General features: G+C 56.4%; 27 protein-coding genes and 1 pseudogene. 12 read left to right on the plus strand and 16 right to left on the minus strand.

Going from position 1 to position 26,235, the window contains the following annotated elements; genetic code table 11:
* Window positions 1–81: 81 nt before the first annotated feature.
* The 5 genes and pseudogenes from ACFCXQ_RS10460 to ACFCXQ_RS10480 form a co-directional block, all read left to right on the plus strand.
* Window positions 82–276, plus strand: a pseudogene (locus ACFCXQ_RS10460) (double zinc ribbon domain-containing protein); the annotation flags it as partial.
* A 9-nt stretch (window positions 277–285) separates the two neighbouring features.
* Window positions 286–831 (plus strand): ComF family protein, encoded by a 546-nt coding sequence (locus tag ACFCXQ_RS10465; RefSeq protein WP_379554629.1) that lies wholly within the window; start codon window positions 286–288, stop codon window positions 829–831.
* Between the two features lie 373 nt (window positions 832–1,204).
* Window positions 1,205–1,579: a phosphoribosyl-AMP cyclohydrolase gene (gene hisI, locus ACFCXQ_RS10470; RefSeq protein WP_379550355.1), complete on the plus strand. Its 375-nt coding sequence runs from the start codon at window positions 1,205–1,207 to the stop codon at window positions 1,577–1,579.
* 32 nt (window positions 1,580–1,611) lie between these two features.
* Window positions 1,612–2,067 (plus strand): MerR family transcriptional regulator, encoded by a 456-nt coding sequence (locus ACFCXQ_RS10475; RefSeq protein ID WP_379550357.1) that lies wholly within the window; start codon window positions 1,612–1,614, stop codon window positions 2,065–2,067.
* Between the two features lie 39 nt (window positions 2,068–2,106).
* On the plus strand, window positions 2,107–3,909 hold the full coding sequence (locus ACFCXQ_RS10480; protein WP_379550358.1) for an acyl-CoA dehydrogenase C-terminal domain-containing protein: 1,803 nt from the start codon (window positions 2,107–2,109) through the stop codon (window positions 3,907–3,909).
* 84 nt (window positions 3,910–3,993) lie between these two features.
* On the opposite strand, the gene ACFCXQ_RS10485 is transcribed toward ACFCXQ_RS10480, so the two are convergent.
* The 6 genes from ACFCXQ_RS10485 to tyrS all read right to left on the minus strand — a co-directional run bounded on the left by ACFCXQ_RS10485 (window position 3,994) and on the right by tyrS (window position 8,901).
* Window positions 3,994–4,167 (minus strand): hypothetical protein, encoded by a 174-nt coding sequence (locus tag ACFCXQ_RS10485; RefSeq protein WP_379550360.1) that lies wholly within the window; start codon window positions 4,165–4,167, stop codon window positions 3,994–3,996.
* Between the two features lie 148 nt (window positions 4,168–4,315).
* Window positions 4,316–4,813, minus strand: a complete 498-nt coding sequence (locus tag ACFCXQ_RS10490; RefSeq protein WP_379550362.1) for a GNAT family N-acetyltransferase — start codon at window positions 4,811–4,813, stop codon at window positions 4,316–4,318.
* Window positions 4,814–4,925: 112 nt separating this feature from the next.
* Complete coding sequence (gene cysK / locus ACFCXQ_RS10495; RefSeq protein WP_379550364.1) at window positions 4,926–5,846, minus strand: cysteine synthase A; 921 nt, start codon at window positions 5,844–5,846, stop codon at window positions 4,926–4,928.
* On the minus strand, window positions 5,843–7,147 hold the full coding sequence (locus tag ACFCXQ_RS10500) for an MFS transporter (RefSeq protein ID WP_379550366.1): 1,305 nt from the start codon (window positions 7,145–7,147) through the stop codon (window positions 5,843–5,845). The genes cysK and ACFCXQ_RS10500 overlap by 4 nt, the downstream gene beginning before the upstream one ends.
* A 74-nt stretch (window positions 7,148–7,221) precedes the next feature.
* Window positions 7,222–7,560 carry a PilZ domain-containing protein gene (locus ACFCXQ_RS10505; RefSeq protein WP_379550367.1) on the minus strand — a complete coding sequence of 113 codons (339 nt, stop codon included), beginning with the start codon at window positions 7,558–7,560 and terminating at the stop codon, window positions 7,222–7,224.
* Window positions 7,561–7,671: 111 nt separating this feature from the next.
* The gene (gene tyrS, locus ACFCXQ_RS10510) at window positions 7,672–8,901 is read right to left on the minus strand and encodes a tyrosine--tRNA ligase (RefSeq protein ID WP_379550369.1); all 1,230 of its coding nucleotides are present in this window, start codon (window positions 8,899–8,901) and stop codon (window positions 7,672–7,674) included.
* Between the two features lie 93 nt (window positions 8,902–8,994).
* On the opposite strand from tyrS, the gene ACFCXQ_RS10515 reads away from it, so the two are divergent.
* Window positions 8,995–9,501, plus strand: coding sequence for a hypothetical protein (locus ACFCXQ_RS10515; RefSeq protein WP_379550370.1), 507 nt, complete (start codon window positions 8,995–8,997; stop codon window positions 9,499–9,501).
* On the opposite strand, the gene ACFCXQ_RS10520 is transcribed toward ACFCXQ_RS10515, so the two are convergent.
* The gene (locus ACFCXQ_RS10520) at window positions 9,498–9,995 is read right to left on the minus strand and encodes a TspO/MBR family protein (RefSeq protein WP_379550372.1); all 498 of its coding nucleotides are present in this window, start codon (window positions 9,993–9,995) and stop codon (window positions 9,498–9,500) included. The two genes, ACFCXQ_RS10515 and ACFCXQ_RS10520, sit on opposite strands and share 4 nt — an antisense overlap.
* A gap of 82 nt (window positions 9,996–10,077) precedes the next feature.
* Between ACFCXQ_RS10520 and ACFCXQ_RS10525 the strand changes: the two genes are divergently transcribed.
* Window positions 10,078–11,280: an exo-beta-N-acetylmuramidase NamZ family protein gene (locus tag ACFCXQ_RS10525; protein WP_379554631.1), complete on the plus strand. Its 1,203-nt coding sequence runs from the start codon at window positions 10,078–10,080 to the stop codon at window positions 11,278–11,280.
* Between the two features lie 32 nt (window positions 11,281–11,312).
* Here ACFCXQ_RS10525 and ACFCXQ_RS10530 read toward each other — a convergent pair whose 3' ends face one another.
* Together ACFCXQ_RS10530 and ACFCXQ_RS10535 are read right to left on the minus strand one after the other, a co-directional pair.
* Window positions 11,313–11,792 (minus strand): hypothetical protein, encoded by a 480-nt coding sequence (locus tag ACFCXQ_RS10530; RefSeq protein WP_379550374.1) that lies wholly within the window; start codon window positions 11,790–11,792, stop codon window positions 11,313–11,315.
* A 57-nt stretch (window positions 11,793–11,849) separates the two neighbouring features.
* A complete protein-coding gene (locus ACFCXQ_RS10535; protein ID WP_379550376.1) occupies window positions 11,850–13,034 on the minus strand; it encodes a vWA domain-containing protein in 1,185 nt (394 codons plus the stop codon).
* Window positions 13,035–13,203: 169 nt separating this feature from the next.
* On the opposite strand from ACFCXQ_RS10535, the gene ACFCXQ_RS10540 reads away from it, so the two are divergent.
* Entirely contained in the window at window positions 13,204–14,604 is a 1,401-nt protein-coding gene (locus tag ACFCXQ_RS10540; RefSeq protein WP_379550378.1) for a methyl-accepting chemotaxis protein, read from the plus strand.
* Window positions 14,605–14,624: 20 nt separating this feature from the next.
* Here ACFCXQ_RS10540 and ACFCXQ_RS10545 read toward each other — a convergent pair whose 3' ends face one another.
* Both ACFCXQ_RS10545 and ACFCXQ_RS10550 read right to left on the minus strand, forming a co-directional pair.
* Entirely contained in the window at window positions 14,625–15,479 is an 855-nt protein-coding gene (locus ACFCXQ_RS10545; protein ID WP_379550380.1) for an AAA family ATPase, read from the minus strand.
* A gap of 86 nt (window positions 15,480–15,565) precedes the next feature.
* Window positions 15,566–16,786 (minus strand): serine hydrolase, encoded by a 1,221-nt coding sequence (locus ACFCXQ_RS10550; protein ID WP_379550382.1) that lies wholly within the window; start codon window positions 16,784–16,786, stop codon window positions 15,566–15,568.
* A gap of 167 nt (window positions 16,787–16,953) precedes the next feature.
* On the opposite strand from ACFCXQ_RS10550, the gene ACFCXQ_RS10555 reads away from it, so the two are divergent.
* Complete coding sequence (locus ACFCXQ_RS10555; protein ID WP_379550384.1) at window positions 16,954–18,168, plus strand: bifunctional alpha/beta hydrolase/OsmC family protein; 1,215 nt, start codon at window positions 16,954–16,956, stop codon at window positions 18,166–18,168.
* Window positions 18,169–18,171: 3 nt separating this feature from the next.
* Here the strand turns inward: ACFCXQ_RS10555 and ACFCXQ_RS10560 are convergent, their stop codons facing one another.
* From ACFCXQ_RS10560 to ACFCXQ_RS10570, 3 genes are all read right to left on the minus strand, one after another.
* Window positions 18,172–18,498, minus strand: coding sequence for a hypothetical protein (locus tag ACFCXQ_RS10560; protein ID WP_379550385.1), 327 nt, complete (start codon window positions 18,496–18,498; stop codon window positions 18,172–18,174).
* A gap of 58 nt (window positions 18,499–18,556) precedes the next feature.
* Window positions 18,557–20,551 (minus strand): DNA topoisomerase IV subunit B, encoded by a 1,995-nt coding sequence (parE, locus tag ACFCXQ_RS10565; protein WP_379550386.1) that lies wholly within the window; start codon window positions 20,549–20,551, stop codon window positions 18,557–18,559.
* Window positions 20,552–20,632: 81 nt separating this feature from the next.
* Entirely contained in the window at window positions 20,633–21,823 is a 1,191-nt protein-coding gene (locus ACFCXQ_RS10570; protein ID WP_379550388.1) for a penicillin-binding protein activator, read from the minus strand.
* Window positions 21,824–21,864: 41 nt separating this feature from the next.
* Between ACFCXQ_RS10570 and rsmI the strand changes: the two genes are divergently transcribed.
* Genes rsmI through gshB form a run of 3 tightly spaced genes read left to right on the plus strand, consistent with a single transcriptional unit; the run spans window position 21,865 to window position 24,070 of the window.
* Window positions 21,865–22,731 (plus strand): 16S rRNA (cytidine(1402)-2'-O)-methyltransferase, encoded by an 867-nt coding sequence (gene rsmI / locus ACFCXQ_RS10575; RefSeq protein WP_379550390.1) that lies wholly within the window; start codon window positions 21,865–21,867, stop codon window positions 22,729–22,731.
* A complete protein-coding gene (locus ACFCXQ_RS10580; RefSeq protein ID WP_379550392.1) occupies window positions 22,728–23,078 on the plus strand; it encodes a YraN family protein in 351 nt (116 codons plus the stop codon). The genes rsmI and ACFCXQ_RS10580 overlap by 4 nt, the downstream gene beginning before the upstream one ends.
* 23 nt (window positions 23,079–23,101) lie before the next feature.
* On the plus strand, window positions 23,102–24,070 hold the full coding sequence (gshB, locus tag ACFCXQ_RS10585) for a glutathione synthase (protein WP_379550394.1): 969 nt from the start codon (window positions 23,102–23,104) through the stop codon (window positions 24,068–24,070).
* Between the two features lies 1 nt (window position 24,071).
* Here the strand turns inward: gshB and ACFCXQ_RS10590 are convergent, their stop codons facing one another.
* Together ACFCXQ_RS10590 and hemW are read right to left on the minus strand one after the other, a co-directional pair.
* Entirely contained in the window at window positions 24,072–24,995 is a 924-nt protein-coding gene (locus ACFCXQ_RS10590) for a tyrosine recombinase XerC (protein ID WP_379550396.1), read from the minus strand.
* Window positions 24,992–26,143, minus strand: coding sequence for a radical SAM family heme chaperone HemW (hemW, locus tag ACFCXQ_RS10595; protein ID WP_379550398.1), 1,152 nt, complete (start codon window positions 26,141–26,143; stop codon window positions 24,992–24,994). The genes ACFCXQ_RS10590 and hemW overlap by 4 nt, the downstream gene beginning before the upstream one ends.
* Between the last annotated feature and the right edge of the window lie 92 nt (window positions 26,144–26,235).

Raw genomic sequence — 26,235 nt, forward strand, 5'->3', positions numbered from 1 at the left:
TCGAGTGGCCATTGTCAGCAATTGGCGTCCTTGCCAGCGATGTGCAAGCCGTCCACATAGATTATCATGGATTTCAAGCGCATGATTGGAGAGCCTCTCGCGCCGTTGGTGGATCTGATTTATCCGCCGCGCTGCCCGTCATGCGGAGGGAGTGTTGCTGCGCAAAATGGCTTGTGCGCCGAGTGCTGGAGCAGCCTTATTATCCCCTCTGAGCCTTCTTGCGCATCTTGTCAGCGCCCATTTGGTGAGACGGGCCCGAAGGAAGGCGCGATATGTGCGCCATGCTTGGCTGAACCCCCGACCCATAACGGAATTGCAGCAGCGACAGTTTACAATGATGCGTCGCGGCAGCTTATCCTGGCGTTCAAATATGGCGGTCGCATCGCTTTGGCGACGATGCTCGCTAAACTGATTTCGGCGCGGTTGCCCCCAGTCGAGGATGATGCACCGCTGCTCATCCCGGTTCCGCTGCACAGACTGCGCTTATGGCGACGCGGATTTAATCAGGCGGCTCTGTTGGCGAGGGAGCTTGCCAAGCAAGGCAGCGGCGATTTGCTTGTCGATGGATTGGTTCGGCGTAAGTCAACGCCGCCGCTGGCTGGCTTTGGCAGTAAGCGGCGCCGCAGTATTCTGTCGGGTGCGATTGCAATCAACGCGCGCCGCCGTAATGCAGTGAAGGATCGGCGCGTCATTCTGGTCGATGATGTGCTCACCAGCGGCGCGACGAGCAACGCCTGTGTCGCGGCGCTCAAGCAGGCTGGCGCACGGTCGGTCACCATTGCCTGCTTCGCAAGAGTGTTGTCGGAAGCGGAGCCAGGTAATCGTCCTTAATGCCTAAAAAGCGAAACGCCCGGAGCTAAAACAGCCCCGGGCGCCACGTGACGAATTAATCTGGATCCGCTTCTGCAAGTTGGCGATACCCCCCAGTAGTCACCATCAAGCGTCATCAGGGATCCTATCCCTCATCGTTATACCGGATGCGCCTCTCTTTGTGGAAAGGCAGCGGATCCGATCCCCCTCTGAACCTAGCCGTTTGCACAGTTTGGTGATTCAGTGGACAGGCTAATCAGGCCTGCTGCTACTACACTCTCAAAAACAAACGGTTCATCAAACAAACATATTCGCTAAGGTGCAATTTTGCGGCGTATTTGTTGTTATCTTGCAACATTGGGACGCTGATAACATTGAGATTTTGAAGGAAGCCATGAGCTTGCAAGATTCTGAGCGCGAAACCGGATCACGCCTTTTGCCAAAGTTTGATGAGAAGGGGCTGCTGAGTGCAGTCGTCACCGATTCGGAAGATGGAGAGGTTTTAATGGTCGCATTTATGAATGCTGAGGCACTCGCCGCGACACAAGAAACCGGCTTTGCGCACTTCTATTCGCGCTCACGCAAGGCGCAGTGGATGAAGGGCGAAACATCTGGGAATCGTCTGGCGGTAGAGCGCATCTTAATCGATTGTGATCAGGATGCTGTGGTCATTAAGGCGCGCGCGGAGGGACCGACATGCCATACTGGCGTGCGCTCATGCTTCTACCGAGAGCTCAAGAATGGTGCTCTCGTTCCCGTCAAGACTTGACGTTAACGTAAGCATCGGCTATTCCGTCAGTCATGACGGGAACAGTTGATAAATCGAATGGCTCGCATTCTGGTGGTACGTCAGGCGCTCTCCTTGATCGTCCTGATAAGCTTGAGCGCGAGCAATTTTCCATCTCCGATCTGACTTCGGAGTTTGATTGTACAGCGCGTGCGCTCCGATTTTATGAGGATGAAGGGCTGATCGCGCCATCGCGCGTTGGCATGACCCGAATTTACTCAAAACGTGACCGGGCGCGTCTTGCCTGGATCATGCGGGCCAAAAATGTCGGATTTTCGCTTGGCGAAATCCGCGAAATGATCGATCTCTACGATCTGGACGATGGCCGCGTGGAGCAACGCCGCGTCACCGTCGAGAAATGCCGCGATCACGTCGCGAAGTTGAAGCGCCAGCGCGCTGATATCGATAGTTCTATCAAGGAGTTGACGGAATTTATCGCGCATATCGAGACGCTTAACCTTCAGAATTGAACCCTTTTGAACCCAAAACCTTCGACCAAGGACTAAACCATGCCTACATATACAGCCCCAACGCGCGACACGCGTTTTGTCATCAACGAGCTGCTTGATCTTGCAAGTTATGGCAATTTGCCAGGCTTTGAAAATGCGACACCTGATATGGTTGAGGCGGTTATCAATGAGGCGGGTAAATTCTGTTCTGAAGTGCTCGCGCCGCTCAACCAGGTTGGCGATGAGCAGGGATGTACCCGTCATGATGACGGTTCGGTAACTACGCCAGATGGCTTCAAGGAAGCCTATGAGCAATTCTGCGAGGCGGGATGGGGCACTCTCGCGCAGCCAGAAGAGTTTGGCGGGCAGGGTCTTCCGCATGTCGTGGCATTTGCTTTTGAAGAGTATATCGGCACGGCAAACCAGGCGTTTGCGATGTACCCTGGACTTACCGGCGGTGCGGTCGCCGCTATTCTCGCTGCAGGCAGCCAAGAGCAAAAAGAAACCTATGTGCCCAAAATGATCACGGGTGAGTGGTCGGGCACTATGAACCTGACAGAGCCACATTGCGGCACCGATCTGGGCATGATCCGCACTAAAGCAGAGCCCAATGCTGACGGTTCTTACGCGATTACTGGCACAAAGATTTTTATCTCTGCCGGTGAGCATGACATGTCGCAAAACATCATTCACCTCGTACTGGCGAAAACGCCGGGCGCGCCTGACAGCTCGAAAGGCATTTCGCTATTTATCGTGCCTAAGTTCGTTCTGGATGAAGATCAGAACCCGGGCGAGCGCAACGGTGTTGTTTGCGGCTCCATCGAGAAGAAGATGGGCATCCACGGCAACTCAACCTGCCTGCTGAATTATGACGGCGCGACAGGCTGGATGGTAGGCGAAGAGAATAAGGGTCTCGCAGCGATGTTCGTGATGATGAACGCCGCGCGTCTCGGCGTCGGTATTCAGGGCCTTTCACAAGCTGAGGTCGCGTATCAAAATGCGGTTGCTTACGCGCTTGATCGCCGTCAGGGCCGCGCTCTGACTGGTCCAGCTGAGCCGGAAGCGCAGGCCGATCCGATCTTCGTACACCCCGATGTTCGCCGGATGCTGATGGACGGCAAAGCCTTTAATGAAGGCATGCGGGCACTTTGTCTGTGGGGCGCGCTTCAGGTTGACCTGAGCCACAAGGCTCAGACTGAGGAAGAGCGCAAGGAAGCCGACCAAATGATTGGCCTGCTGACACCTGTCATCAAGGGTTACGGCACGGACAAAGGGTATGACATTGCCAACAATATGCAGCAGGTCTTTGGCGGGCACGGCTACGTCAAGGAATGGGGTATGGAGCAATTCGTGCGCGATTCGCGCATCGCCATGATCTATGAAGGCACCAACGGTGTGCAGGCGATGGATCTGTGCGGCCGTAAGCTTGCCAGCAATGGCGGCGCCGCGATCCAGGCCTTCTTCAAGATGGTTGGTGATGAAATTGCTGCTGCGAAAGAAGATGGCCGCGGTGACATGGCTGAGAAGCTTGAAAAGGCCCTGGAGCAACAGCAAGCGGCGACCATGTGGTTCATGCAAAACGCGATGCAGAACCCGAACCACCTTGGCGCGGGCGCACATCACTACATGCACATTATGGGCATAGTGACGCTCGGCTTTATGTGGCTGCGCATGGCGAAGACTGCGCAAGATGCGCTGGCTGGCTCGCCTGATGATGCAAGCTTCTATGAGAACAAGCTCGCAACGGCGGCCTACTATATGGACCGTTTCCTGCCAGATGCGGGCGCGCTGCGCCGGAAGTTGGAGGCTGGCAGTGACAGCCTCATGGCGCTGGGCGAAGAGGCGTTCGCGACTGCGGCCTAATCCCCAGATGAAACGAAAAGAAAAGGCCCGGGCAGCGATGCTCGGGCCTTTTTCGTCGGCGTACCGATTATGGAAGTGCGAGAATTAATCCGCCCCGATTTTCTCGGCCACTTCTTCAATGCTGCCGGTCACAAGCAAGGGTTGCCCGCCGACCATTCCGACATTGGTCTGGCCATTTTCGGCGGTTCTGAGCCAAGCAATATTCTGTGCGACGACCATGTAATTGCCGCCCCGCGATTCTAACAAAACGAATTTCATAGGTCTGCCTCCTGATCCGCTGACAATGCACCCAGCATATCAAGATCAGATTAACCAACGCGCTATTTTACATTTCTTATTCTTCAGGCAGGAAACCCGGAGCAGAGAGATAGCTTCCCTCTGCTCCGGCGTCTTCTTGGTTTGCTAGTTAGAGAGCCTTGCAAAGCAGAATTGAAGGAATCGAGTTCTTCAATCCGACTTTGGCATAGGCGCGTCTTGCGGGTGCGTGGCTTGGGTCACCTCCCGTTCCGACCTGCGCAGCCTGCATGCCCTGCGCTGTCATGTCATCAAGCGCCCGCTGGTAGAGCGCGGTCCCTATACCCTGTCCAGCATGAGAAGGGTGAACCGCATTGAGGTCGATAGTGCCAAGTTTTTTGGCCATATCCATGGCGTAGGCGCAAAAACCGATGACATCATTTGCGACAGTCGCAAACAATATAGGACGTGCTGCTGTTGGCGGCCAAATGCTATCGAGATAGTCGCCCTGAGCGTTTTCCGCCCCCTCATAGATCGCTTGTGCGGACGAAGGATCGATCATTGCACGAAATGAAGCGAAGATTGGCGCAAAAGCTTCTTCGCGGACATCGTGCATGGCTGGAAGGTCTGCCGATTTGGCAGAGCGAATATCAAATGTTGGTTTGTTCATTTTCCGATACCTCATAGAGTCACGACCACCGGGAAACCCCAGCAGCCAAAAGTCTCGATTGTGAATCGTCTCAAACCAACATTACGCGCTCCTTCGATGTGTCAGTTTCAGCTTACTCCGCCGGAAGGAAATCCGGAACAGACAGATAGCGTTCGCCCGTATCGTAATTAAAGCCGAGCACTTGGGCGCCAGCATCAAGATCCGGCAGCTTCTTGGCGATTGCAGCCAAGGTCGCTCCGCTCGAAATGCCAACCAACAAGCCTTCTTCGCGAGCACACCGGCGGGCCATCTCTTTTGCATCATCTGCACCCACCGCAATTGCGCCATCAATCGCTTGCGTATGGAGGTTGCCGGGAATGAAGCCGGCACCGATGCCTTGAATTGGGTGAGGGCCGGGCTGGCCTCCGCCAATGACTGGTGAGAGCTCCGGCTCGACTGCGTAGGCTTTCATAGTCGGCCATGACTCTTTGAGCACTTCAGCGCAGCCGGTGAGGTGTCCGCCAGTGCCAACACCCGTGATCATCACGTCGATTGGTGTGTCCGCAAAATCTGCGAGAATCTCTTTGGCGGTTGTGCGGGTGTGCACTTTCCAATTGGATTCGTTGTCAAACTGGCTTGGCATCCAGGCGTTGTCGGTTTGCTCAGTCAGCTCAGTCGCGCGTTCAATTGCGCCCTTCATGCCCTTTTCTTTGGGTGTGAGGTCGAAGGTCGCGCCATAGGCCAGCATCAAGCGCCGCCGCTCAAGGCTCATGCTTTCCGGCATGACCAGCACAAGCTTATATCCCTTTACTGCGGCTACCATCGCCAACCCAATGCCAGTATTACCGCTGGTTGGCTCGATGATTGTGCCGCCGGGTTTGAGCGCGCCTGACGCCTCGGCATCTTCGATCATCGCTAGTCCGATGCGGTCCTTGATCGATCCGCCGGGGTTAGCTCTTTCGTTCTTCACCCAGACATTGTGGTCGGGAAACAAGCGCGCAAGACGGATGTGCGGTGTGCCGCCAATGGTTGCGAGGACGTTATCGGCTTTCATGATGCATGCTCCTGCGAGTCAGTGTTGGGGGCCTTGTCGGATAATTCATCCGGCGGGTCAAAGGTCTTGGTGGTTCGTAACACGGGGAATATTCGCGACCACGCAGTCACGGTTACAATCGCGCCTACGCCGCCAGCAACAACAGCAGGGATCGGGCCGATCAAATAGGCGAGGCTGCCAGAGAAGAAATCGCCTCCCTCGTTGGATGCGCTGATGGTGAGATGGCTAACCGAAGAAACCCGCCCGCGCTTCTCATCCGGTGTGTGGAGCTGAATGAGTGATTGGCGGATGTAGACGCTGAACATGTCGGCTGCTCCGACTACGAACAACGCCGCAAGGCTTAGCGGCATAGAGGTAGATAGGCCGAAGATGATTGTTGCGATGCCGAACACGGCCACTGCAATCAGCATGGCCGGTCCGACATTCTTCGCGAGCGGCCTGTACGAGAAGAATATGCCCGTCAGAACTGCCCCGATCGCTGGGGCCATTGCGAGCTGAGCAAGGCCCTCTTCGCCCACTTGCAAGATATCGCGTGCATAGACGGGAAAGAGTGCGGTTGCGCCGGCCAGAAAGACTGCGAGCAGATCGAGTGTGATCGACCCCAGCACCATCTTGTTCTGGCGGACATAGCGCATCCCCTCGATCATCTGAGTGATCGGCTTCGCGACGCCTGCGATGTTCGTTTGTGGCACCTTGCCGATCGTGCCGAGACCGATGAACGCAACCGCAAACAATCCGGCTGCGACGCCGTAAGGCAGAGCGGGCACAAGCGCATGAAGATAGCCGCCGATAGCAGGCCCAGCGATCATCCCGACCTGCCACGAAATAGAGCTGAGCGCGATTGCTGTTGGCAAGATCGCCTTGGGCACAAGGTTAGGGGAGAGGGAGGACAGGGCAGGGCCGTTGAAGGCGCGCACGATGCCTAGCACCACCGCGATGCCAAACAACCAAGGAATGGATATTTCGCCGGACCATGTGAGCGCACACAGTGCGGCCGCGCACAGAAACTGCAAGGAAACCGTCAATTGCGCGAGTTTGCGCCGGTCAAATCTGTCGGCGGCAAGGCCGGAAAACGGCGTAAGCACAAACAGCGGGGCAAATTGCAAAAGGCCGATCAGGGCCAATTGCCCTGACGCCCCCTCGATCGACATGCCGCTAGTGCGAGCTAGATCATAAGTCTGCCAGCCAATGACCAGCATCATCGCATACTGTCCCAGCGTCATCGTGAGTCGGGAGAACCAATATGCGCGGAAGTTATGAACCCGAAACGGGTGCGAAGGGGTGTCTGTAAGCGTATTCACCCAAGTGCCATGACAGCAGGCCGACCGCTTGTGAAGCGGGGCCTGCTTGGCAGGGGTGTAGTCCTAGTAAATGCTTAGCGGCTGCGGCGCAGGCGCGGATTAGGCTGAAGCGTATCAATCAGATCGTCAAACTCGTCCATGCGGATGAGGCGCTCAAATTGGAATCCTGCGCGGTTATCGCGCGCCCAGATGCAATAGGCTTCAATCCGCCCAAGGTTCGGCAAGCGCAGAACAACCCGGTCGCCGCGCGAAAGCCCGTCCGCGTCGTCAATCATGAAGCCATTGGCTGAGAGGTTGGCGATATGCATGTGCACATCTCCATCGCGGAAATGCTCTGCAATCACCGGATGATCAACCGGATGGCGCGTCATGCGACGCTGATCTGTTACGCTGAGCTGTGCTCCAGCTGCCATGACCCACTTCCCTTCGTGTTATCGAGTGGATTGAATAATGACTGCGAAAGGCTGACAATTCGTAAAATAATATGTCTCGATTCGAGACAGGCTTACGAGTTTGTTAAGTGTTTAGACGCGCAGAACTGCGTGCTTTTTCTTACCAAGACTAAGTCGAGCCTCTTCTCCAGGTGCAAGCTGAAGTACTTCGCCAGGGTCGCTGATTGGTTTGTCGTCAAGCTTCACCGCGCCCTCGGCCAGCTTGCGCTTCGCCTCGCCATTTGACGCAGTAAACCCGAGCGCGGTGAGCGCCGCGCCGATCCGCATGCCTTCGGCACCAAGCGACAAGGTGGGGAGATCCTCGCCAAGCCCAGCGCCTGCAAAAGTTTCCGCAGCGGTCGCTTCCGCTTTGCTTGCTGCGTCCTTGCCGCGCACCAGCGACGTCACTTCATTGGCGAGCGCCGCCTTCGCCGCATTGATCTCTGCGCCCTCAAGTGATTCGAGCCGTCCGATTTCATCAAGCGGAAGGTCAGTGAAGAGCCGCAAGAACCGCCCAACGTCGCGGTCATCGACATTGCGCCAGTACTGCCAGAAATCGTAATCGGGCAGTTGCTCTGGGTTAAGCCACACAGCGCCAGCTGCGGTCTTGCCCATCTTCGCGCCGTCGGCAGTGGTGAGCAGCGGCGTGGTCAGGCCATAGAGCTCGCGGCCCTCCATACGCCGACCCAGTTCCATGCCGCTGACGATATTGCCCCATTGGTCACTGCCGCCCATTTGAAGCGCGCAATCATAGCGGCGGGCAAGCTCTAGAAAGTCATAGGCCTGCAAGATCATATAGTTGAATTCAAGGAAGGTCAGCGGTTGTTCGCGGTCAAGTCGCAGCTTCACCGAATCGAACGTCAGCATCCGGTTGATCGTGAAATGCGGGCCAACATCACGCAGCAATTCGACATAGCTAAGTGCGCTTAGCCATTCGTCATTGTCGACTAGTATCGCGTCCGTTGGTCCATCACCAAAGGTCAGCAACCGCTCAAACACGGTGCGGATCGAGGCGATGTTATTGCTGATATCCTCGGCGGTGAGCATCTTGCGGCTCTCATCTTTGCCGCTCGGGTCGCCGACTTTGGTCGTACCACCGCCCATCACTACAATCGGCTTATGTCCGGCCTGCTGCAATCGGCGCAGCATCATAATCTGAACGAGACTGCCGACATGCAGGCTCGGCGCGGTCGCATCAAAGCCAATATAGCCGGGTACGATTTGCTTGTTCGCAAGTGCATCGAGCCCTTGCGGATTGGTGACTTGATGGATGTAGCCGCGGCTTTCGAGCAAGCGCAGAAGATCAGATGAGTAGACGGTCATATCGGGCGAGGACTTAGCAGCGCTTTTTGTGATGCGTAAGCCTCTTGCTCGCGCGCGGCGCGCGTCATAGGTCTCAGCGCGATGACACCGTTAATGCTTCACCATGAATGTGACCTTGGCCCGGTACGCGCCGTTACTGCGCAGATCGCGGCAACAACGACGGGTTGTGAGGCTGAGTTTCGCCTTGATGGGCGGGTCGGCGGGGTAGAAATTCCTGAGCGTGCACCTTCCGTGCGCATGAATGATTTGTGGAAAACGACCTGCTTCGAGATTTTCTGGCAGCCTTTGGGCGGGACGCTCTACAGCGAGTTTAACTTGTCGCCGTCGTCATGCTGGGCGGCGTACGAGTTTGACAGCTTTCGCGAGGGGATGCGCGATGCCCCGGTTGATGCGATTGCGGTGTCGTGCTCGAAAGGTGAAAATGAGCTGGTGCTCAAGGCACAGATCGCGGCGGAACTGCCTGATCCGGCGCAGGTGGCGCTCAATGCGATCGTGGAGCACACAGATGGCGCTATTCAATATTGGGCGCTCGCTTTCGGGCCTGGAAAGCCCGACTTTCATAGTGAGGCGTGCCGCCAAATGATTGTTGATAGGGGCTAAGCGTCTGCGCGGCGTCCAAAAGGTCCGTTCAGCTCTACGATCTTCCAATTCAGGCAAGCTGCGAATGTGACCCAAGCGAGGTATGGCGCGTTGAGCCATCCCGCCAGTGAGGAGTAATCGCGCAAAAATACGAAGAGCGACAAGACCGACAACCAAAGAAACGCGTTTTCAAACAAGGCCCAATCAGGGCGCTTGAGTTTGAAGAACAATGGCGACCAGGCAAAGTGAAGCGCGAAGTTGATCGCAAAGAGAATACCGATGAAGGTTCGGTCACCTGGCGATGGCGCTGACGTCCACGCAAGGTATAAGCTCCAGCCCGATAGGCTCAAGATAATGGTCCACGCCGGCCCAAACGCCCAACCGGGAGGTTGCCAGCTTGGCTTCTTTAGATCGTGATACCACCGGCCAAGTTCTGTTAGAAATCCGCCGGCTCCGCCGAGCACAATGGCCCATGCAGCAGCGATCAAGGCTGGGGTCCACGCAATATCTGTCATGACTGAGAGTTAGTGCGTGTCCGCGTAAAAGCAATTGCCTTTGCCGCCGCACTGTTCCAACCCAGCGCTCATGACTGTAACTGTGAAATTCGGCATCGACCGCCTGCTGGCTGACCCAGCTTTGATTGACGAGCTTAACGGTCGCCGTGTCGCATTGGTGGCGCATCCGGCCAGCGTCACTGCCGACTTAACGCATTCACTTGATGCACTGATTGCGGCCGGAGTGAACGTCACCAGCGCTTTTGGCCCGCAGCATGGCCTTAAGGGTGACAAGCAAGACAATATGGTCGAAACGGCGGACGAGACTGACCCGAAATACGGTATTCCCGTGTTCAGTCTCTACGGCGAGGTGCGCCGGCCCACCGGACAAATGATGTCGAGCGCGGATGTGTTTCTGTTCGATCTTCAGGACCTTGGTTGCCGCATCTACACCTTCGTCACAACTCTGCTTTATTTGCTCGAAGAGGCGGAAAAGGCGGGCAAAGAGGTGTGGGTGCTGGACCGGCCCAATCCTGCGGGGCGGCCGGTTGAGGGCACTCTGTTGGTGCCGGGGCATGAGAGCTTTGTGGGCGCAGCGCCGATGCCGATGCGGCATGGGCTGACGCTGGGCGAAATGGGCCATTGGTTTATCAAGCACTTCGAGCTGGATGTTGAGTATCGCGTGATCGCGATGGAGGGCTGGGATCCTAATGGCCCCGGACATGGCTGGCCAGAAGATCGCATCTGGATCAACCCATCGCCCAATGCCGCGAGCGTCAATATGGCGAGGGCCTATGCGGGCACGGTGATGATCGAAGGCGCAACCCTGAGCGAGGGCAGGGGGACCACGCGGCCTTTAGAGGTGCTGTTCGGCGCTCCCGATGTGGATGCAGAGGCAGCGCTGGCCGAGATGGAACGTCTCGCGCCAGAGTGGCTGGCTGGCTGCATCTTGCGTCCATGCTGGTTTGAGCCGACCTTCCACAAGCATGCAGGAGAGCTTTGTAACGCTTTGATGATTCATGCGGAAGGTCCGCATTACGACCATGCCGCGTTCCGCCCGTGGCGTTTGCAGGCGCTGGCCTTCAAAGCGATCCGGCGGCTTTATCCGGACTATCCGATCTGGCGCGGAACCGACTTCAAGTATGAATATACTGAGGACGTGCTGGCGATTGATGTGATCAATGGCGGACCGTCGCTTCGTGAGTGGGTGGATGATCCGGCGGCGGAGCCTGGCGATCTGGATGCACTGGCGAGTGCAGATGAGGCACAGTGGCGCGAGGATGTGCGGGAGCACTTGCTATATTGAACCGCACTATGTCAGACTATCGGATGGGGCGGCTAGTCATCTGATGTTACGTTGAGCTGTCTTATCGACCCGCTACTTTCGCCAATTATCATCTTGGGATAGGCATTTAAGTGGCCATATTGATATTCACAGACCGTTTCGCGTCCCATGAAACTCACGGCAAAGGCGCAATCATATGTGCATTTCGATCGGTCAACATGATTATCTGTGAAAGTATCAGGGGCAGGACGAAACCAGTAAGTTGGGTTCTGCCGGTCGGTCTCCGAATAGCTCTGGGCATCAGGATAAAGGATCGACGACTCAAATCCCGTAACTAAAACCCCCTGATATTGGCGCACGTCGGAAAATGGATAGCATTCCTCAATCCCGATATACTGGCCAGTTACATCGCCACCAAAGCACCGATCAACAATTGCTTCATCCTGAAGTAGGGCGTCGCAATCAATCGTATCTTTGCTTGCTTGCCCGCAGCCAAACAACAGTGAAGCACCAATAAGAGCAACTGACCTCATCCGCGCCTGATAGCGTGAGTTTGGGTGTCTGCAACTGGATCGTTAGCTGACCTTAGCTCAATGCCCCTGTTTCCGGCTTAACTCCCGCATAGCATCATCCAGCCCATCGAGCGTCAGCGGATACATCCGGTCGTCGACCAGTTGCTTCATGATCTTGGTGCTTTGTGAATAGCTCCACTGCTTTTCTGGCACCGGATTGAGCCATACGGTTGCAGGATAAGTGTTGGTCACGCGGTCCATCCAAACGGCGCCCGCCTCTTCATTCATATGCTCCACGCTGCCGCCGGGATGCGTGATCTCGTATGGGCTCATCGCGGCATCGCCAACGAAGATGACCTTGTAATCATGGCCATATTTGTGAAGCACGTCCCACGTCTTGTCGCGCTCTTGCCAGCGGCGCTTGTTGTCCTTCCACACCCCCTCATAGAGGCAGTTGTGGAAGTAGAAGAACTCCAGATTTTTGAATTCCGTGGTCGCAGCGCTGAAGAGCTCTTCGCAGAGCTTGATAAACGGGTCCATTGACCCGCCAATATCGAGAAACAGCAGTAGCTTCACCGCATTGCGGCGCTCCGGGCGCATATGGATGTCGAGCCAGCCTTGCTTGGCAGTTCCATCAATTGTTGCGTCCAGATCAAGCTGATCCGGATTACCCTCACGCGCGAACCGCCGCAGCCGGCGCAGCGCCATTTTGATGTTGCGGGTGCCTAGTTCTTTCGTGCTGTCGAGGTTCTTAAACTCGCGCTTTTCCCAGACCTTGATGGCGCGCTTGTGCTTGCTTTCGCCGCCAATGCGCACGCCCTCGGGATTGTAGCCATTGTGGCCAAACGGTGATGTGCCGCCGGTACCGATCCACTTATTGCCGCCCTCGTGGCGCTTTTCCTGTTCTTCGATCCGCTTCTTGAGCGTGTCCATGATCTCGTCCCAGTCGCCCAGGCTCTCGATCTTCTCCATTTCTTCCGGCGTCAGGAATTTTTCGGCAACAGCCTTTAGCCAATCTTCCGGGATTTCAACCGGGTTCTGGCCGTAATCTGATAGAATGCCCTTGAAGACCTTCTGAAAGACCTGATCGAAGCGGTCGATTAGCCCTTCGTCTTTAACGAAGGTCGCCCGGGACAAATAGTAGAATGCCTCCGGGGTTTGCTCGATAACTTCACGATCAAGCGCCTCCAGCAGGGTAAGGTGCTCTTTGAAGCTGGCGGAAATGCCCGCGGCGCGGAGTTCGTCGACGAAATTGAAAAACATAGATTGCGTCTAGCAACTGATTTGATGGCGCGCCAGTCCGCAAAGGCGATGAATTTCGCCGCGAAAACCAGCAGTTCAGCAGTCATCGAATTTCCAAGGATGCTTAACGCGGTGCTAACGCTTTGCCAGTAACTCAGCCTCAGACGAAGTTCTAGGGATACGCACTGAGATGAAAAACGAACAGATCAACATCGCCGAAGCTGCTGCGATTGATCGAATTCCAAAGGCCTGCGGCGCGGTGACGGTTGGCTGTTCAAATGTTGCCGGGCTTGTCCAGGCGGTGATCGATACGTCGGGCGCCTTGCGTGCGGAACATGTTGATTTGCAGGGGACGGTTCACGAGCTGGAGCAGGACCAACTAAAGGTAACCGAAGCCAGTGATGAGGCCCGCTTACTGTCAGCCAGAGCAATAGAGCGGCTGAACAAAGGAACGGATCAGATCCAGTCGTCGTTGTCGCAGATTTCGGGCTTGTTGGATCTAGTTGGTGCTTTGGCGACCCACGTCACTGGTTTTGCCGCCGCTATGGATCAGGTGAAACGATGCTCCAAAGACATTGAAGAGATTGCCGAAACGACCAACATTCTCGCGCTCAACGCCACGATTGAGGCGATGCGCGCAGGCGAGGCCGGGCGGACCTTTGCGGTGGTCGCCAACGAAGTAAAAGGTCTTGCAGGAGAAACCCGCAAGGCGACCGAGGAAATCTCAAGCGTTATCGAAACGCTTGGTGATGAGGCGAACACCGTTATCGAACGGATCGAGGCTGGGGCGAAAGTGAGCAGTGAAGCCAAGAGCTCTGTTGCGAGCATTGAGGGGACTATGTCTGGTGTGACGCAGCTTGTGCACGAAGTGGATGAGCAAAACGATCAGATTGCTCGCGCTACTGGCATGATGACGGATCACGTGACGCGTGTTCAAAAGGTTATTGATCGTTCGATGAAAGTCGCGACCGAGAATGAGGAAAAACTAACCGAGGCGCATGGCACAGTCATGAAGCTGGAAAGCGTGGCTAGCGAAATGTTCGATGGCCTCGTGCAAGCGGGCCTGTCACCGCAAGATAGCCTGTTTGTTGATGCTGCAATGGATCATGCCAAGGACTTTGTGATGCTCGCTGAGGAAGCGATTGCGAGCGGTGACGTCACGATCGAACAACTTTTTGATACTAATTATTCCCCTATTTCGGGATCAAACCCTCCGCGTTTTCGCACTAGCTTAATGGATTGGGCTCATGAAAACTGGCGCCTCAAATTGGATGAAGTTGCTGCATCAGACGCGAGGATTCGCGCGGCAGCCTGTACCGACATGAACGGTTATCTTCCTACTCATCTGACCGAGCACTCGAAGGCTCCGACCGGAGACCTTCTCCATGACACCAAGAATTGTCGCAACGGACGGATCATCTTCGATGAGTTGGACGTCAAAGCGAAGAAGAGTGAAGCGCCATACATGATGGCGGTTTATCGCCAAGAAGGCGACGGACAGAACTACCAAGTGGTTCGAAACGTATACGTGCCGCTCATCATTAACGGACGCCGCTGGGGAGACTTCGAGCTCGCTTACATCCTCGACTGAGGCGGAAGAGGTGTGTGCGATTAAGTCGGGTTGCGCCGCGCCATAAAGGCTAACCGTTCGAACATCATCACATCCTGCTCGTTCTTCAGCAGTGCGCCGTGAAGCGGCGGGATAGCGCTGTTCGGGTTGCTGTCTTGCAGCACCTCCAGCGGCATATCCTCGTTAAGCAGCAGCTTAAGCCAATCGAGCAATTCGCTGGTTGAAGGCTTCTTCTTGAGGCCCGGAACTTCGCGCAGCTCATAGAAGATATCCATCGCCTTGGTGACGAGGTTCTTCTGGATATCGGGGAAGTGAACCGAGACGATTTCGCGCATCGTGTCGCGGTCTGGGAACTTGATGTAGTGGAAGAAGCAGCGGCGCAAGAACGCGTCTGGCAGTTCTTTTTCATTATTCGACGTAATGACCACAATCGGGCGCTCTGCCGCGGTAATTGTCTCATGTGTTTCGTAAACATCGAAGCTCATCCGGTCGAGCTCTTGCAAGAGGTCATTAGGGAATTCGATGTCAGCCTTGTCGATCTCGTCAATCAGCAGGACGGGCAGCTCATCCGACGTGAAAGCTTCCCAAAGCTTGCCTTTCTTAATGTAGTTCGAAATGTCGTGAACCCGCTCATCACCGAGCTGTCCATCACGCAGCCGCGCGACGGCGTCATATTCATAAAGGCCTTGCTGCGCTTTGGTGGTCGACTTGATGTTCCACTCGATCAGCGGCGCGCCCATCGCCTTGGCCACTTCATGCGCGAGAACGGTTTTGCCGGTGCCCGGTTCGCCTTTAACCAGCAGAGGGCGGCGCAGCATAGCCGCCGCGTTCACCGCGACCTTGAGGTCTTCAGTGGCAATGTAGTCAGAAGTGCCTTCAAAACGCGTATCGGCCATGGGTTGTCCCTTGCAACTTACCTTTACGTAGGCGTTAAGCGGCGAATGCGCGCGGCGCAAGAGGAAGCGCGGCTGCGACTCAAATTTTACGGAGCAAGTGCCAGAATGCGCTGAGCCATCAGCTGAAGTTTGCCCTTGTTGATCGGGCCTTCTTGGTTGTTCGCGCTCACTGTCAGTATGTGCCAAGCATTTGCCTGGTCTTGTAGCAGCCAGGTCAAATTGAGAACGCCTGGCTCTGAGCCGCCCTTAAAACCCACATACTTCCATTTCTCGCGTTGGGATTTGTCCAGTGCTGGGTTGACCGCCATAACGCTGAGCGCGGTGCCGTCTTCCAGCATGCTTAGGCGATTTAAGATACCTGCCAAATCTCCTGCGTTGGCAAACCACTCCACCGTATCGATCGCGGTGGGTACCGTTGGAATAGGTCCCTCCAGTTTGTCGGTATCGCCGCCGATATCATCCACAAAGTCGAGCAACATGAAGCGCTTTGCCGCCTCATCGCCATTGATGTATTTTTCCAAATTATATGGGCTACCCTTAAGCCCAAACATCTCAATCGTGGTGAGTAGCGGTAGTGTTCTGGCGGGGTTGGAGTGGCCGCTTGCAATCAGCTCGGCCTCTACCACTTCGCGGCCAAGTTCATGAATGAGGATGTCGGTCGCGGTGTTGTCACTGATAGAGATCATCATTGTTGCGAGTGTTTGCAACGTAACCGGCGCACCCTCCGGCCAATCTTGCATTTGGCCGCTAGGGAATGAGCGCCGATTAATCGCCACTGTGTCGGCCCAATTGCGTTCACCCGCTTCAATTGAGCGGGCGAGGGCGGACAATACATAAAGCTTGAAGGTCGAACCAATAGCCATGTGCTCATCTGGGTTACTTGCGAACATCGGATCGCTGCCATCAAGCGGCCCGAAATATGCACTCGCATTGCCTGGCATAGCGTTCAGTTCGGCGCTGATCTTGTCTGGTGTGTCATCAAGCGACTCGAAGCTGCTTAGCAATAGCCCTTCGACACGGTAGGGCGCTTGTGATTCCAGTGCGATTGTGCCGCGCCCAATGGCCCTTTCGAAACGCAGTGCAATGTTTGCGCTATATTCGCCAGTCGCCTCGAGGCTCTCCACGCCAATCACGGGTCCAAATTGGGTGGTGAGCTGCGAGCTGATAGCATTGAATTGAGCCGGAGAGACCGCAGCGAGGAAGGTCGGTCCAAATACGTCTTCTGGCGCTTTCTCTCCTTCGAGCAGTGCGACAACATCTTGCGCGCGTTCGCCGAGCGGTGTTGCTTCTGCTTGGCTCGTATCCATCGGTTGCTCTTGAGCCATAAGGCTTGCCGGCGTGAGGCAAAGGGCGGCTAGCGTGAGCATGATCTTCTGCATGGACACTATCGTATCGCTGCGCCCCAACCTAAGCAACGGTAACTCTCTTGCCTCGCCGCGCGAATAAGCGAGCATGACCAACCGAGGATAACGCAATGCCCACCGAGCGCCTGACCATCCCAACATCCTTTGGACACGACCTTTCCGGCGCTCTTGAGCTGCCCACGGGCTTGGTGCGTGGGGCCGCGCTGTTTGCGCATTGCTTCACTTGCACCAAACAATCGAAGGCAGCCGTCGCGATGGCGCGGCAGCTGGCGAAAAATGGCATTGCAACATTGCGTTTTGACTTCACCGGGCTTGGCGGCAGTGGCGGCGATTTTGGCCGTGCAGGTTTCGCCAGTGACATTGAGGATCTGCTGAGTGCAGCGCGCTATCTGAGTGACCGCTTCGGCGACGGTATTCTGCTGGTTGGCCATAGCCTGGGCGGGGCAGCGGTGCTGGCTGCAGCCGATGACCTTGGTTTCGATAAGGTCGCGGCGATTGCGACTATCGGCGCACCGTCCGATGTGCCGCATGTGCTGGGCAATATTCGCGGCGATCTGGATGCGGTTGAGCGCGATGGAGAGGGCGAAGTCAGTATTGGGGGGCGTAGCTTCCGCCTATCGAAGGAATTCCTCGACAAGACGCGGCAGATCGACTTGATTGATGAGGTCGCGCAGTTGCGAGTGCCTGTGCTCATCGCGCATTCGCCCACCGATCAGATTGTTGGTGTGGAGCATGCCAGCACTTTATTCGGCGCGGCCAAGCACCCGAAGAACTTCATCAGTCTGGCCGGGGCGGATCATTTGCTCACCGAAGAGACAGATGCGGACTTCGTCGCGGGCGTTATAGCGAGTTGGGCTAAGCGCTACCTGCCAATGAAGTCCGATTGGCCGATGCCTGCAGAAGGTGTGGTTGTGCAAACTGGGCACGGCAAATTTGGAACTGAGGTACACACCGCAACACACCGTTTCGTGGCAGACGAGCCGCTGAGCTATGGCGGCGATGACACCGGTCCGACCCCGTATGATTTACTGCTTGGTGCTCTTGGCACATGCACGGCGATGACGATGAAGATGTATGCCGATCGTAAGGAGTGGCCGTTTGAGGGTACGCGCATTCATGTGACGCACGAACGCAATCACGCTGAGGATCTGGGTCATGCGGTTGAGGAAGGTATGGAGACGCAAGCTTTGCATCGGCGTATCGAAATTCTGGGTGATGATCTGTCTGACGAGCAACGCGCGAAAATCGTCGAAATCGCAGACAAATGCCCGGTTCATAAAACGTTAGAGGGGCATCTTCATATTCACACCGAAGCGGCAGAGTAGGCGCTAAAGGCGACCGCTGACAGAGAGCAGAACTAGCGCCAAGACCGCGACCAGCATGGCGATGGTGGCGATTTTCCAACCCGTCGCTGCTTTGCTCATCCCGCGGCGCCAGGTCCAGGCGCCAATCACTCCTGTGGCGACCCCGGCAATCGCTGATGTGTAAGCGGCGTCAAGCCGGGAAAAGAGCAGGAATATTGCGGTCAAAGTGACCATCTGGGCCAGCAATGCGCCGGTGAACCAGACAATAGGGATGGGGCGATAAGTAGTGTCCGGCACTTCCCAGTCTGGCAGTGAACTGTCCGGTCGCGACAGACGCCTGTCGCCGGCCATGATGTCCTCCTCCTTGGGATTGGGGCGAGGGCTGGTTCGCGGGGCCCGCGGCTCGTCCTCAGGCATCAATAAGATCGCGGTCCACTTCGCCCGCACGGTTTTGGATGAAGTTGAACCGGTGTTCTGGGTTGCGGCCCATCAGATGATCTACCAGCTCCTTCACCACCGCACGCTGCTCAAATTCCTGCGGCAAAGTAATGCGGATCAGGCTGCGCGTGTCGGGGTTCATGGTGGTCTCGCGCAGCTGTTGAGGGTTCATTTCACCTAGGCCCTTAAAGCGGCCAACCTCAACCTTTTTGCCTTTGAACACCGTCTCTTCCAGCTCTGCGCGGTGGGCATCATCGGCGGCGTAGCGGCTCTCTTTGCCCGCAGTCAGCCGATAGAGCGGCGGCTGCGCGAGGAACAAATGCCCCTTGCGCACCAGATCCGGCATTTCCTGGAAGAAGAAGGTCATCAGCAGCGTCGCGATATGCGCACCGTCCACATCAGCATCGGTCATGATGATGACGCGGTCATAGCGCAGATTTTCCGCGTCACAGTCTTTGCGAGTCCCGCACCCTAGCGCCAGCGTCAGATCAGCAATTTCTGAATTAGCGCGAATTTTGTCTTCCGTAGCACTCGCTACGTTTAGGATCTTGCCGCGAATGGGCAGGATCGCCTGTGTTTTGCGGTTGCGTGCCTGTTTGGCGCTCCCGCCAGCAGAGTCGCCTTCCACGATAAACAATTCCGTCTCGCCGTCGCCGTCGCCCGAGCAATCGGTAAGCTTGCCTGGCAAGCGCAGTTTCTTGGCATTGGTCGCGCTCTTGCGCTTGATCTCGCGTTCCTGCTTGCGGCGCAGACGCTCTTCCATGCGCTCTATCACTTGGCCGAGAAGGGCTTTGCCCCGATCCATATTGCCCGAGAGGAACAAGTCAAAATGGTCGCGCACAGCATTCTCAACAAGACGCGCGGCTTCGGGTGAGGTTAGCCGGTCCTTGGTCTGACTTTGGAATTGCGGGTCGCGAATGAAGACGGAGAGCATAATCTCCGCGCCGTTCATTACATCGTCCGCTGTGATGTCCTTGGCCTTTTTGGTGCTCGTCAGCTCGCCAAATGCGCGTAATCCCTTGGTGAGAGCCGCGCGCAACCCTTGTTCGTGTGTACCGCCATCGGGTGTGGGCACGGTGTTGCAATACCAGCTGGTCGAACCCTCGGAATAAAGCGGCCAGGCGATGGCCCATTCGACGCGTCCTTGAGTGTCGCCGTCATCATTTTCGGGGAAGTCTTGATTGCCGGTAAACGGTTCCGCAGTCACGCATTCGCGTGAGCCAAGTTGCTCGGAAAGGTGATCGGCAAGGCCGCCCGGGAATTTGAAGGTTGCCTCTGCAGGCACGTCTTCGGAAGCAAGGCTTTCTGCACATTTCCAGCGGATTTCGACGCCTGCGAACAGATATGCCTTGGAGCGCGCGAGTTTGAACAACCGGTGCGGCTTGAACGCGCGGTCGCCAAATATTTCTGTGTCAGGTGTGAATGCCACGGTCGTGCCGCGGCGATTGGGTGCAGCGCCGATTTCTTCGATAGCGCCCTTGGCGTGTCCCTTGGCAAACTCCTGCGCGAAGAGCTTCTTGTCGCGCGCCACCTCAACGCGGGTGTCCACCGACAGCGCATTGACTACGCTGACGCCGACACCGTGTAGGCCCCCACTCGTCGCATAGGCTTTGCCAGAAAATTTGCCGCCCGAGTGCAGGGTGGTGAGGATTACCTCGAGCGTGGATTTGCCGGGGTATTTTGGGTGCTCATCGACCGGAATGCCGCGGCCATTGTCCGAGATCGTGACGCGGTTATTTTCATCGAGGCGCATTTCGATACGGTTAGCATGGCCCGCGACGGCCTCATCCATCGCATTGTCGAGGACTTCGGCAACCAGGTGATGCAGGGCGCGGTCATCGGTCCCGCCAATATACATGCCAGGGCGGCGGCGTACGGGCTCTAGCCCCTCAAGTACCTCGATCGAGGAGGAATTGTAATCGCCGCTGCTGGTGCTCGGCGCATCTTTGAACAGATCGTCTGACATACAGCGACTATATGCAGCGCTTTCGCCTCGTCACAAGCTATCGCGCGATCTTATCGCCAGCCTACGTTTGCGGCTTGGGCGTTAATTCCCAAACCGGCGCGGGGCAGCGTCAACGATGGATACCTCACCCTGCCTGATCTGGCGCACTTCCATCGCGCGCTCGACAACGCCATTGCGCTGGAAGCGGAATGCCCCGTCTAGTCCAAGGAACCCGCCATCATCGCGCAGTCTGCTCACCGGGAAATCGCTACCGATCCGCCAATCCTGCGCAACTCTTAGTGCTAGCAGCACCGAGTCGTATCCAAGTGTCGCGAGACGATAGGGCTGCCCGCCAAAACGGCCTTCATAGCTAGTTACGAACCTGCGGTAGCGATTGTCGGAGACAGCCGAGAAGACAGCTCCGCGCAGAGCCGAGGCGCGGGTCACCGCGTTCTCACCGCTCCATAGCTCGGTTCCGATAATGCGTGTATTGCCGCTTCCGCCGGGGCGAATTTGTCCCGCTGCCCGCGTCGCCAGCTGAGCGCCTTCTGGGATCAATACACTGTCAAAGCCGCCGCGCTCTTGCAAACGTTGCGCTGCGCTGACGATGGAGGTGTTGCCGCGAGCATAGCGCTCCACTTCGCTGACCTGTCCGCCATAGCGCGCAACAGAAGATTGCATGGCGGCCTCAGCGCGCCTGCCATATTCGCCATTGGGAGCGAGAATGGCGAAGTTTCGTGCGCCTTGCCCGCGTGCATATTCAACCGAGCGCGCAATTGATTGCTCGGGGATGTGACCCATCACAAAGACGTCTGCGGCTGCCACACGCGTATCATTGGAAAAGGCGATGAGCGGCACATTTGCCGGTCGCGCAATCGAAGCGACATTGGCAACATTATTGCCCATAAGGGGGCCAAGGATAAGCTTGTTACCATCCGCAATTGCTCGGCGAGCCGCGTCGCGGGCACTCGTTCCCGTGTCATAAGTGGTAATTCGCAGATTCGACGCGTTGGTGTCTAGCAGAGCCATCGTTGTGGCATTGGCGATAGATTGGCCAACTGCGCCATTATTGCCGGAGGTCGGCACGAGCAGTGCGATGCGATGCCGCGTTTGATCCGTAGGCAGGGCAGTCGCACTCGGCTCCGGATTGGGATCAACCGTGGTTGTAGGTACATCGGCCCCTTTTGGTACAACAGCACAACCCGCCAATAGTACCGCCAAAGCGCTCACGGCGAAATTGCGGCGGTTGAAAATCGCCCCGAGTGAAAGTTTTCCGTCGATTGCTAAGCCCATGATTCTTGCTGCTTCCCCGATATTTGGTCCATGAGGCCTAGGTGAGCGACATAATTCCGCCCCCTAACAGCCCTTCTGACCAGCTTCTTGACGCAGGCCTCTACATCGTCGCGACACCTATTGGCAATCTTGGCGATATAACGTTGCGGGCTGTCGATGTTCTGCGTCGGTGTGACGCAGTGGCTTGCGAGGATACACGCGTCACTGGCAAACTGCTCAAGCACCTGGGGCTGTCCAAGCGATTGATTCGCTACGATGATCATGCCGATGCTCGCCACAGAGAGCAGATCGTTGAGCTGGCGCGAGGCAGCGTGGTTGCTTTGGTTAGTGATGCCGGCACGCCTTTGATCAGTGACCCGGGATATCGCCTCGTAAAGGACATGCGGGCAGAGGGCATTCCGGTGACTACCGCACCCGGTGTTAGCGCGGTGATTGCAGGGGTGACCTTAGCTGGACTGCCTAATGATCGCTTTCTGTTTGCGGGGTTTATGCCGTCTAAGGACAAGGCGCGGCGTGACGCCTTGTGCGAATTTGCTGCACTTGATGCGACGCTGGTGTTCTATGAGACTGGGCCGCGTTTGGGGAAAACACTGGCTGCGATTGAAGCATTGTTGCCTGACCGCGAAGTGGCGGTTGCGCGCGAGCTAACGAAACTGCACGAAGAAGTGCAGCGCGGCTTGCCATCTGGGTTGATGGCTTGGTTTGATGCACATCCGCCCAAGGGTGAGATTGTTTTGCTGATAGCCCCGCCAGGGGAAGCGGAGGTTAGCGATCATCAGATCGATAGTCTTTTGCTGGAGGCGCTGATGACTAACAAGACCTCGCAGGCCGCTGCTGAGGTGGCGCGCGCGACGGGCCGCGATCGCAAGGCGCTTTACGCCCGCGCGATGGAGCTGCGCAGTCAGTGAAACGCCAACTTGCTGAAAAAAGCGGGCGAAGTGCTGAAAAGAAGGCTGAACTTTGGCTCCGCGCAAAGGGTTGGAGCATTCTTGATCGGCGCGTCAAAACCCCGGTTGGTGAGATTGATTTGGTCGCGAAGCGCGGCGGGATAATTGCCTTTGTCGAGGTAAAGTGGCGACGCGAAAAAACACAGCTTGATCATGCGATTGACGAGCATCGCTTATCACGGGTCGCGGCGGCCACCGACGCAGTCGCGCATGAATATGCGAAAAATGGCGAAGATTTACGGATTGATGTGATCTTGCTTGCGCCCGGCGCATTCCCTCGCCACATCGCTAACGCGTGGCAGCCATAAGAGGCCGCTGCAAAAGGATACACATGAGCTTACGCGTTGCAGTGCAAATGGATTCGATGGATTCGATCAACATCGCCGGGGACTCCTCCTTTGCTTTGATGGAGGCGGCTCAGGCACGTGGGCACTCGGTGTTTCACTATGACGTTGGCACTTTGGCGTGGGAGGCGGATGGTTCGCCTATTGGCAAAATCACCGCGCATGGCACACCGGTAACGGTCCGGCGGATCGAGGGCGATCACTACACCGCTGGCGAGACACGCTCGCTCGATCTGGCGCATGACATTGATGTCGTATTGATGCGGCAGGACCCACCGTTTGATCTCGGATACATTAGCGGCGCGTTGTTGCTCGACCGGCTGAAAGGCCAGACCCTGGTCAGCAATGACCCGCGCGAAGTGGTCAATGCTCCCGAGAAGATGTTTGTGCTCGACTATGCCCAATTCATGCCGCCGACGCTGATCGCACGGACTTTGGACGAGGTCAGAGCGTTTCAGGCAAAGCATGGCGCGGTGGTCGTAAAACCGCTGCACGGTAATGGTGGCAAAGCGATCTTCAAAATTGATGCGGATGGCACGAATTTGTCGGCTTTGTTTGAAGTGTTCAATCAGACTTGGCCTGAGCCGCATATGGTGCAGCCGTTCCTTCCCGAAGTGTCAGAAGGTGATAAACGGATTGTGCTGGTCGATGGTGAATTTGCAGGTGCAATCAACCGCGTGCCGGGTGAAGGTGAGTTCCGTTCTAACTTGGCGCAAGGCGGTTACGCAGAGGCGGCTAGCCTGACACCTCGCGAGGAAGAGATTTGCGCTGCGATGGGTCCAGAGCTAAAAAAGCGCGGGCTTGTGTTCGTCGGGATTGATGTGATCGGCGGCAAATGGCTGACAGAGATCAATGTTACTTCGCCGACGGGCATTGTTGCGATTGATAAATTCAACGGCACGGATACCGCTGGCGCAATTTGGGATGCCCTCGATCGTCGTCACGACGGGATGTAGGCTAATCCTTCTCGCTTTTGCTCGTCTCTCTTGGGTGGGCGTTGCGATAAGTATCTAGCAGGCTCGCCGCGTCGACTTTGGTGTAAATCTGCGTTGAGCCAAGGCTGGCATGGCCGAGTAACTCTTGCAGGCTGCGCAGATCTGTGCCCGCACCAAGCAAATGCGTCGCAAAGCTGTGGCGCAGCGCATGCGGTGTCGCGGTATCGGGTAGACCGAGCGCTTGTCTTGCGCGCGCGGTAGCCTTTTGCACCATGCCCTGATTAAGCCGCGCGCCTTTCACCCCTCGAAACAACGGATCACCCGGGCCGAGCGGCCAGGGGTTCTTGTCGCAATATTCCGCCACGGCCTCAGAGACGATGGGTAGGATTGGTGTGACCCTTTGCTTGCCGCCTTTGCCTGTCACCACCAGTTGATTGCCGAGCGGGACATCCGAACCATTGAGCGACAGTGCCTCGGCTATTCGCAGGCCTGCGCCATAGAGCAGCAACAGTACTGCGCGGTCGCGCGCGCCTGTCCAATCTTCGCCCGACATTGCGGCGACTTCGTCAGCAAGGCCCAGCGCATCATCGGGCGTGATGGGGCGGGGCAGGCCCTTCTTCAGGCGCGGACCCCGCATCCGGGGCGCCTCAGTTACGCCCATACCTGCCTGCTCGCGGGCGAAGCCAACAAAGCCTTTGAGCGCGGACAATTCACGCGCTGCGGATGCGTTGGAGAGCCCTTCTGACCTCCTCGCGGCAAGCTGTGCTCGCAAGTCTTTCGAAGTGATTTCGGCAACTTGAGGCCAACTCTTGAGATTGCGATCCGTCAACAAGTGTTTCGCCGCAGCAAGATAAGCGCGCACAGTATGGGCCGAAGAGCGTCGATTGTCGCGAAGGTGTCGCTGCCACGTCTCCAGCATATCGTGCAGGGTGGCAGGGTCGTTCATGCAGACACCAGATCGTCATGCACAAGGTCTGTTAGCAGCGCATCAAGAAGGGGCATTCCCCTATCTGTGATACAGAGGTGCTCGCCTCTTTGCTGGGCCAGTCCAAGATCGCTGTGAAGCGTCAGTTTCCGCTGGTTTATCAGATGGCCAGTCTCGATATCGAAGCGGTCTTCAAGCTCCTTGAGATTCACACCCTCAGCGAGGCGTAGCCCCATCAGAAGCGCCTCACTTGCCTGTTCGCGGGGGGCAAGCGTAGTCTCGGCCGACATGCCATGCCCATTCTTAGCCACCGCGCTTAAGTAGTTCTCGGGCTTCTTGTGACGCAGCGTCGCAAAGCCTCCACGCCTTCCATGTGCGCCAGGGCCAATCCCAACATAGTCCTGATATCGCCAATAAGTCAGGTTGTGGCGGCTTTCCTGTCCGGCTTTCGCATGATTGCTGATCTCATAGGCTGGCAATCCAGCAGCGGCGGTCATTTCGCGCGTCATTGCAAACAAATCCGCCGCATGATCATCATCAAGCGGTAAAAAGATGTTGCGCCTGACGTCGGTCGCAAAGCGAGTCTGCGGCTCAATGGTCAATTGATAAAGCGAGAGGTGGTCAGTCCCGAGCGTGAGTGCTTGATCTAGCTCCCCTTGCCACTCTTTTGCCGTTTGATCGGGCCGTGCATAAATTAAATCAATCGACACGCGCTCAAAGTGCTTTTGCGCGACATCCAGCGCAGAAAGCGCTTCCTGTGCGCCGTGAAGGCGGCCGAGAAATTGCAAAGCGCCATCATCAAGCGATTGCACCCCAAGTGAGACACGGTTGATCCCAGCATCCGCAAGGCTGGCGAAATTTGCTGCCTCGACAGAGGAGGGATTAGCTTCAAGCGTGATCTCGATATCCTTCGTAAATCCCCATAAACGCTCCGATTGTGCCAAGAGATCATCGACCAATGAGGGCGGCATCAGGCTCGGAGTGCCGCCACCAAAGAAAATGCTGCGGAGTGGCCCGCCGGATGCACGGTTTGCCTCGAATTGCATGTCAGAGAGTAGCGCGCCTTGCCAATCTTCCATAGCAATTGTGTCACGCACATGGCTGTTGAAGTCGCAATAAGGGCACTTCGACGCACAAAAAGGCCAGTGAATATAAAGGGCTCGCATCATCGGATCTTTAGAGAATCTTAACTCGGGTTGCGTGAAAACCGCAGTCATGAAGATGCGGTTAGGGAATTTTCGCGCGATATGTGCACTTGGCG

The organism is Qipengyuania rhodophyticola (genome assembly GCF_042493225.1).
Taxonomy (GTDB): Bacteria; Pseudomonadota; Alphaproteobacteria; order Sphingomonadales; family Sphingomonadaceae; genus Erythrobacter.

What these genes read in the sequence shown, in the direction of transcription:
- ACFCXQ_RS10560 (WP_379550385.1), bottom strand. Translation starts at nt 18,498, where the DNA reads ATGGCCGGCGACAGGCGTCTGTCGCGACCGGACAGTTCACTGCCAGAC.
- parE (WP_379550386.1), bottom strand. Translation starts at nt 20,551, where the DNA reads ATGTCAGACGATCTGTTCAAAGATGCGCCGAGCACCAGCAGCGGCGAT.
- ACFCXQ_RS10480 (WP_379550358.1), top strand. Translation starts at nt 2,107, where the DNA reads ATGCCTACATATACAGCCCCAACGCGCGACACGCGTTTTGTCATCAAC.
- ACFCXQ_RS10490 (WP_379550362.1), bottom strand. Translation starts at nt 4,813, where the DNA reads ATGAACAAACCAACATTTGATATTCGCTCTGCCAAATCGGCAGACCTT.
- ACFCXQ_RS10530 (WP_379550374.1), bottom strand. Translation starts at nt 11,792, where the DNA reads ATGAGGTCAGTTGCTCTTATTGGTGCTTCACTGTTGTTTGGCTGCGGG.
- ACFCXQ_RS10515 (WP_379550370.1), top strand. Translation starts at nt 8,995, where the DNA reads ATGCTTCACCATGAATGTGACCTTGGCCCGGTACGCGCCGTTACTGCG.
- ACFCXQ_RS10540 (WP_379550378.1), top strand. Translation starts at nt 13,204, where the DNA reads ATGAAAAACGAACAGATCAACATCGCCGAAGCTGCTGCGATTGATCGA.
- ACFCXQ_RS10555 (WP_379550384.1), top strand. Translation starts at nt 16,954, where the DNA reads ATGCCCACCGAGCGCCTGACCATCCCAACATCCTTTGGACACGACCTT.
- ACFCXQ_RS10550 (WP_379550382.1), bottom strand. Translation starts at nt 16,786, where the DNA reads ATGGATACGAGCCAAGCAGAAGCAACACCGCTCGGCGAACGCGCGCAA.
- ACFCXQ_RS10545 (WP_379550380.1), bottom strand. Translation starts at nt 15,479, where the DNA reads ATGGCCGATACGCGTTTTGAAGGCACTTCTGACTACATTGCCACTGAA.
- ACFCXQ_RS10520 (WP_379550372.1), bottom strand. Translation starts at nt 9,995, where the DNA reads ATGACAGATATTGCGTGGACCCCAGCCTTGATCGCTGCTGCATGGGCC.
- ACFCXQ_RS10485 (WP_379550360.1), bottom strand. Translation starts at nt 4,167, where the DNA reads ATGAAATTCGTTTTGTTAGAATCGCGGGGCGGCAATTACATGGTCGTC.
- ACFCXQ_RS10535 (WP_379550376.1), bottom strand. Translation starts at nt 13,034, where the DNA reads ATGTTTTTCAATTTCGTCGACGAACTCCGCGCCGCGGGCATTTCCGCC.
- ACFCXQ_RS10590 (WP_379550396.1), bottom strand. Translation starts at nt 24,995, where the DNA reads ATGAACGACCCTGCCACCCTGCACGATATGCTGGAGACGTGGCAGCGA.
- ACFCXQ_RS10475 (WP_379550357.1), top strand. Translation starts at nt 1,612, where the DNA reads ATGACGGGAACAGTTGATAAATCGAATGGCTCGCATTCTGGTGGTACG.
- tyrS (WP_379550369.1), bottom strand. Translation starts at nt 8,901, where the DNA reads ATGACCGTCTACTCATCTGATCTTCTGCGCTTGCTCGAAAGCCGCGGC.
- cysK (WP_379550364.1), bottom strand. Translation starts at nt 5,846, where the DNA reads ATGAAAGCCGATAACGTCCTCGCAACCATTGGCGGCACACCGCACATC.
- hisI (WP_379550355.1), top strand. Translation starts at nt 1,205, where the DNA reads ATGAGCTTGCAAGATTCTGAGCGCGAAACCGGATCACGCCTTTTGCCA.
- ACFCXQ_RS10505 (WP_379550367.1), bottom strand. Translation starts at nt 7,560, where the DNA reads ATGGCAGCTGGAGCACAGCTCAGCGTAACAGATCAGCGTCGCATGACG.
- hemW (WP_379550398.1), bottom strand. Translation starts at nt 26,143, where the DNA reads ATGATGCGAGCCCTTTATATTCACTGGCCTTTTTGTGCGTCGAAGTGC.
- gshB (WP_379550394.1), top strand. Translation starts at nt 23,102, where the DNA reads ATGAGCTTACGCGTTGCAGTGCAAATGGATTCGATGGATTCGATCAAC.
- ACFCXQ_RS10570 (WP_379550388.1), bottom strand. Translation starts at nt 21,823, where the DNA reads ATGGGCTTAGCAATCGACGGAAAACTTTCACTCGGGGCGATTTTCAAC.